Origin of the sequence: Micromonospora foliorum (genome assembly GCF_022229015.1) — a bacterium.
Lineage (GTDB): Bacteria > Actinomycetota > Actinomycetes > Mycobacteriales > Micromonosporaceae > Micromonospora > Micromonospora foliorum.
In genome coordinates, this window is record NZ_JAKKFF010000458.1 from 1 (window position 1) to 5,244 (window position 5,244).

Here is a 5,244-nt window from a genome sequence, read left to right on the forward strand (position 1 = left end):
CGGTGGCATCGGCGCGGCGCTGTCGCGCCGGGTCGCCGCCGGGGGGGCTGCGGCCGTGGTGGTCGCCGACCTGGACGCCGACGCGGCCCGCGCGGTGGCCGAGGGCATCGGCCCGGTCGCGCACGCCCGCGCCCTCGACGTCACCGACGAGGAGCAGGTCCGCGCGCTGGTCGCCGACACCGAGCAGCGGTACGGCCGGATCGACCTGTTCTGCGCCAACGCGGGGGTGACCACCGGCGGGGGAGTGGAGGTCGACGACGCCGGCTGGGACCGCGCGTGGCGGGTCAACGTGCTCGCCCACGTCTACTCGGCCCGCGCGGTGCTGCCCGGGATGCTGGCCCGGGGCGGCGGGCACCTGCTGCACACCTGCTCGGCGGCGGGTGTGCTGACCGCGGTGGGCGACGCCGCGTACACCGCGACGAAGCACGCCTCGGTGGGGTTCGCGGAGTGGCTGGCCATCACCTACCGGGACCGGGGCATCCGGGTCAGCGCGCTCTGCCCGCAGGGGGTGGACACCCCGATGCTCGCCGACGGGCTCGCCGACGGTCACCTCGGCGCCCGGGTGGTCGCCGCGTCCGGTGCGGTGCTCACCCCGGACCAGGTCGCCGACGCGGCCGTCGCCGGGTTGGCCGAGGAACGTTTCCTGATCCTGCCGCACCCCGAGGTCGCCGACTACGCGCGCCGCCGCGCCGAGGACCCGGACGGCTGGCAGGCCGGCATGCGCAAACTCATCCGCCGGCTGACCGCCTGAGCCGCTAGCGCACCGGAACGCGTCCGGCGGCCAGGAGGTGGGCGCTGGAACTGATCAGCGCGGGCTCGCTGCTGTAGAGCCGGGCGAGGTCCAACGCCGCGGCGAAGACCGCGTCCTGCGCCGGGCCGTTCGCCGCCGCCTCCGCCGCCGTCCAGGCCGGACCCTCCACCCCGTGGACGACGACGTCGGTCAGCCCTGCGGCCGACAACTCGTCGGTGATCTCCTCGACCCGGTGGAAGTAGGCGTGGGTGAAACCGATCCGCGGGTCGTTGACGCCGTTGCTGAGCAGCGCCCTGGCCTCGTCGAGCAGCCTCTCGTCGAGTCGTGCGGTGGCCGCGAAGTCCAACGGGCCGGCGAACCGGGAGATGACGGCGGCCACGACGAGACCGCCGGGGCGGGTGACCCGGACCGCCTCGCGGAGGGCCTGGAGCCGATTGGCGCGGCGGACCAGGTGGTACAGCGGACCCAGCAGCAGCGCGGCGTCATACCCGCCGTCGGCGTCGGGAAGCGCACGCGCGTCGGCCACCTGCGCCTCGACCGGAGGGTGCCCGTCGCGGGCCTGCGCGACGTGGTTCGGCACCAGGTCGACGAGGCGGACCTGGTAGCCGGCGGCGACGAGGGCCCGCGCGTACTCGCCGGTGCCCCCACCGATGTCCAGCACCCGGGCACCCGGTGCGGGCAGGAGGTCCCGCAGGAGCTGCATCGTGCGGGTCCACTCCAGTCGCGCCTGCGGCCTGCCGGTGAGCCGCTGGTCCTCGCGGTAGCGCTGCGTGTAGTAGTCGACGATGTCGCTCGAATGCTGGTCCACGCCCTGATGCTCGTCGTTGCGCGAACACACCGCCAGCGCGTTTCGCCCCCCGGGGGCCTGCCGCCGCTGACCCTGCCGCCGCTGACCCTGCCGCCGGTGACCCTGCCGCCGGTGACCCTGCCGTCGGTGATCAAGAAGTTTGCGTCAGAAGCGGGCCCGCAGGCGACGCAAAGCTCTTGATCAGCGTGGGGAGCGGCGGGCGCGGCGCAGGGGAGTGGGGTGTACGGACCAGAGTAGGCGGCGCCACCAGGGGCGCGCGGAGCGCAGGGTGGCCACGTAGGCGGTGGCCACCTCGGCGGCTCGGGTGGCCTGGTCGGGTGTTGCGGCGCCAGGGGCGAAGCCCGCCTGATTGAGCAGGGCCGCCAGCTCGTCGACGGCCGGGCTGGACGCGTCTGCCGCCGCTGTACCGCCAGTGGGCCCACCGACGGTGCCACCTCCGATGCGGTTGAGGCGGGCGTCGGCGAGGGTCTGGAGGGCGTGCCTGGCGACCTCGGTGGCGGCCAGGTCGTCCCCGACCGGTCTCCCGGCCAGCCGGAGCGCGTCGGTGACCTCCCGCCAGGCGCCGGCGATGCGCTGGCCGGGGTCGCCCCGCACGAGCCGGCTGCGGGTGAGGGAGCGGCGCATGGCCACCAGGGTGAGCAGGAGTGCTCCCACCACCAGCAGCAGGCCGCCGCTGCCGCCGGCGACCAGCACCGGTGTGGAGAGCCCGTCCGAGGCGGGCGGGGCGTCGGCGGCGGTCGCCGGCTCCGGTGCGGCGCTCGGCTCCGTGGTCGGTGCGGGTGCCTCCGACGGCGGCGGGTCCTCCGGCGTCGGGCGGAAATCCTCCTCCACCGGTCTCGGCTCGTCGTTCGGGCGGGGTAGCGGGTCGAACGCCACCCAGCCCAGCCCGTCGAAGAGCACCTCCGGCCAGGCGTACGCGTCACCGGCCAGCACCGGGCCCTGCCCGCTGGTCCGGAAGCCCACCACTACCCGCGTCGGCAGCCCGGAGAGCCGGCCGAGGACCGCGAAGGCCGCCGCGAACTGCTCCGAGGTGCCCTCCTGTCCGCCGCCGTTGCGGGGTCCGAACAGGAAGAAACCCAGATTCGGGTACGCGTGCCCGCTCGGGGCGTCCGCCACCACCCGGTAGTGCTCGGCCAGGAACTGCTCGATCGCCGACGCCCGCGCGTACGGCGCGCCGTTCTCCTCGGCGAGTTGGGTGGCCAGCCGGCGCATCGGGTCGGGTACCCCGTCCGCGACCCGCAGCACCCGGGCCACCTCGTCGCCAGCGGGCACGTTCGCGGTGGCCAACAGGTTGGAGTCTGGTCGTTCCTCGGCGGAGGTCACCGTGTACCGCAGCCCCGGCGTCAGCCCCTCCGGCCGGATCAGCGTTCCGCTCGCCGGGTCGTACGCCACCCGCGCCCCGCTGACCTCCCGGGGCGTCGCCACGGCGGGCAGCAGCCGGCCGCTCAACTCGGCCACGCTGATCTGCTGCCGGACCGTCTGCAGCGTGCTGTCCCGGGCCGCGGTCGCGGCCGGCAGGATCCGCCCGGCGTTGCGGTACGTCGCGCCGACCCGCCAGGTCACCCCGTCGTAGTCGCTGAGCACCGCCAACCGGATCCGCACACTGCGCGCGGTCTCTGCCGCCGGGTCGGTCTCGGATGGTGGGTCGGGGCGTTCCGTGCTCACGTCGAGGAGCTTCTGCTCCGGGTGCAACGCCCAGCCGGAGATCCGGATCAACGGGTTCTCGTCGAGCGTCTGCACCTGCGGCGGTTCCACGTACCGGCGCGGGTCCACCGGCCGGCCGTCTACCTGCTCCGCGACGACCGGGCCCAGCAACGCCACCAGCCCGACCACCAGGGCCACCCCGAGCGCCGCGCTGGTGGCCAGCCGCAGCCGCACCGCCGCGCGTACCTGGGGGGTCAGCTCGGCGGTCGGATCACCGCCGCCCGGCGCCGCCCCGGTGGGGGTCGCCAGGCCGAGGGCCGCGACCGCGACGAATACCAGGGTCGACCCCACTGCCGGTTCGGCGTTCGGGCCGACCACGTAGAGCGCGGCGGCGTAGAGCCCCGCCGCCGGCAGGTAACCCAGCAGCACCCGGCCGGTGCGCAGCGCCACCTCCGCGCCGGTCAGCCCGGCCAGCCAGGCGGCGACGACCGGCACCAGCACCGTGTCCGGGGTGGGCTCCACCGGGATCATCGCGGTGAGCAGCCGGGGGATGCCGTTGCGGGCGGCGTCCGCGGTGACCTCCAGCAGGCCGCCCGGCACCTCCGCGCGGGCGGCGGCCAGCCGGAGTGACCACAGTGTCCAGCCGGCCATCACGGCCACCGACACCGGCGCCACCAGCCACGACGGCAGCCGCCGGGCGGCCACGCTGACCAGCACCGAACCCGCCGCCGCACCGACGACCAGCCAGGTCAGCAGCCCACCGGCGTACACCCGGCCGAGCACCACCCCGGCGAGCGCCGTCAGCCCGATCAGCGCCAGCGGGAGGACCGCCGCCCGCAGCACCCGCACGGCGACCGTCACCACCGGCGTACCCCGTCCCACTCGGCGGCGAACTGCGCGCCGTCCGCCGCGTCGACGACCACCAGGCCGGCGGTGCCCGGCGGTGTCGGCTCGGCCGCGCCGAACACCCCGACCACCACCGACGGGTACGCCCCGCGAAGCGCCCCGACGTGCCCCAGCTCGTCCCGGCCGCCCGGCCCGGTGAGGAAGATCAGCGTGTCGCCGAGCCGGTCCTGCCGCAGCCGGGTGGTGGCCGCCCGCAGAGCGTCACCGTCGGCGGACAGCTCGGCGGCGGCGAGCCGGTCCAGCGGCCCGAGCGCGCCGTCGGGCCCGCCGTCGGGCTTCGTCACCTCTGCGGGCTCCGCGGCGACCACCAGCAACAGCACCGGCAGGTCGGCGCGGTGCGCGGCGGTGACGATCGACGCCGCCGCCTCACAGGCCGACTCGAACGACTCCGCCACCCCGGCGACCCGCTGCGGGTGCGCGGCGACCCGGTTGTCCAGCAGGACGACCAGGCGCGGCAGGCTGGTGTCCACGTTCTCCCGCACCATCAGCTCACCCACCCGGGCGCTGGTGCGCCAGTGCACCCGGCGCAGTTCGTCGCCGACCACGTACTCCCGCAACGAGTCGAAGGTGATCGACCCGTGCGGGACCCCGTCCACCCGGCCGTCGAGGCTGCGCCCCGCGCCCCTGGGCACCGCCGTCAGCGGGTGGATGCGGGGGTGCACCCACACCGGCACCGCCGCGCCGTACGGGCGGGCCAGCGCCACCAACCCCAGCGGGTCGCGCCGGGTCACCCGCAGCGGACCGACCGGCACCACACCACGGCGGTCGGTCGGCACGTCGTAGCGGACCTCGGTGTCCCGGCCGGGCCGCAGGCGCAGCACCGGCACCGGCACGGTCCGCGCCCCGCACCGGTCCTCGGCCAGCAGGTTCGCCGACCGCAGCCGCCCGGTGTTGCGCACGGTCAACGTCATGCTCGCCGGCTCGCCGCTCGACACCCGGTCCGGGTCCGCGCGGCGGGTCACCGTCAGCCGGGGCCGCCAGACCGATGCCGATGGACAGCCAGCCCAGACCGCGCTGCTCGTCCGGGTTCGCGCGGACCCGGCGAGCCAGCAACCCGGTCGCGGCGCCCAGGGGCGGGTCGAAACAGGCCGCATTCAGCCAGGGCGCCACCGCCGCGCGGAGGCGCAGCAACTAC

Annotated in this window: 5 protein-coding genes and 1 pseudogene; 3 read left to right on the top strand and 3 right to left on the bottom strand. The window is 76.0% G+C overall.

Going from position 1 to position 5,244, the window contains the following annotated elements; genetic code table 11:
- Positions 1 to 751 (top strand): SDR family oxidoreductase (locus tag PSH25_RS27800; RefSeq protein ID WP_238661853.1); only part of this gene is annotated, 751 nt, incomplete at its 5' end.
- 4 nt (positions 752 to 755) lie between these two features.
- Here PSH25_RS27800 and PSH25_RS27805 read toward each other — a convergent pair.
- Positions 756 to 1,559 carry a class I SAM-dependent methyltransferase gene (locus PSH25_RS27805; protein WP_238661854.1) on the bottom strand — a complete coding sequence of 268 codons (804 nt, stop codon included), beginning with the start codon at positions 1,557 to 1,559 and terminating at the stop codon, positions 756 to 758.
- On the opposite strand from PSH25_RS27805, the gene PSH25_RS27810 reads away from it, so the two are divergent.
- Positions 1,548 to 1,739: a hypothetical protein gene (locus tag PSH25_RS27810; protein ID WP_238661855.1), complete on the top strand. Its 192-nt coding sequence runs from the start codon at positions 1,548 to 1,550 to the stop codon at positions 1,737 to 1,739. The two genes, PSH25_RS27805 and PSH25_RS27810, sit on opposite strands and share 12 nt — an antisense overlap.
- Here PSH25_RS27810 and PSH25_RS27815 read toward each other — a convergent pair whose 3' ends face one another.
- Together PSH25_RS27815 and PSH25_RS27820 are read right to left on the bottom strand one after the other, a co-directional pair.
- On the bottom strand, positions 1,740 to 4,085 hold the full coding sequence (locus tag PSH25_RS27815) for a transglutaminase TgpA family protein (protein ID WP_372492863.1): 2,346 nt from the start codon (positions 4,083 to 4,085) through the stop codon (positions 1,740 to 1,742). It abuts the gene before it with no gap.
- Positions 4,061 to 5,101: pseudogene (locus PSH25_RS27820) on the bottom strand (DUF58 domain-containing protein); the annotation flags it as partial. The gene PSH25_RS27815 and the pseudogene PSH25_RS27820, both read right to left, overlap by 25 nt.
- Here PSH25_RS27820 and PSH25_RS27825 point away from each other — a divergent pair.
- Positions 5,019 to 5,244: hypothetical protein (locus PSH25_RS27825; protein ID WP_238661857.1), on the top strand; the 226-nt coding region annotated here is incomplete at its 3' end. The pseudogene PSH25_RS27820 and the gene PSH25_RS27825 overlap by 83 nt on opposite strands.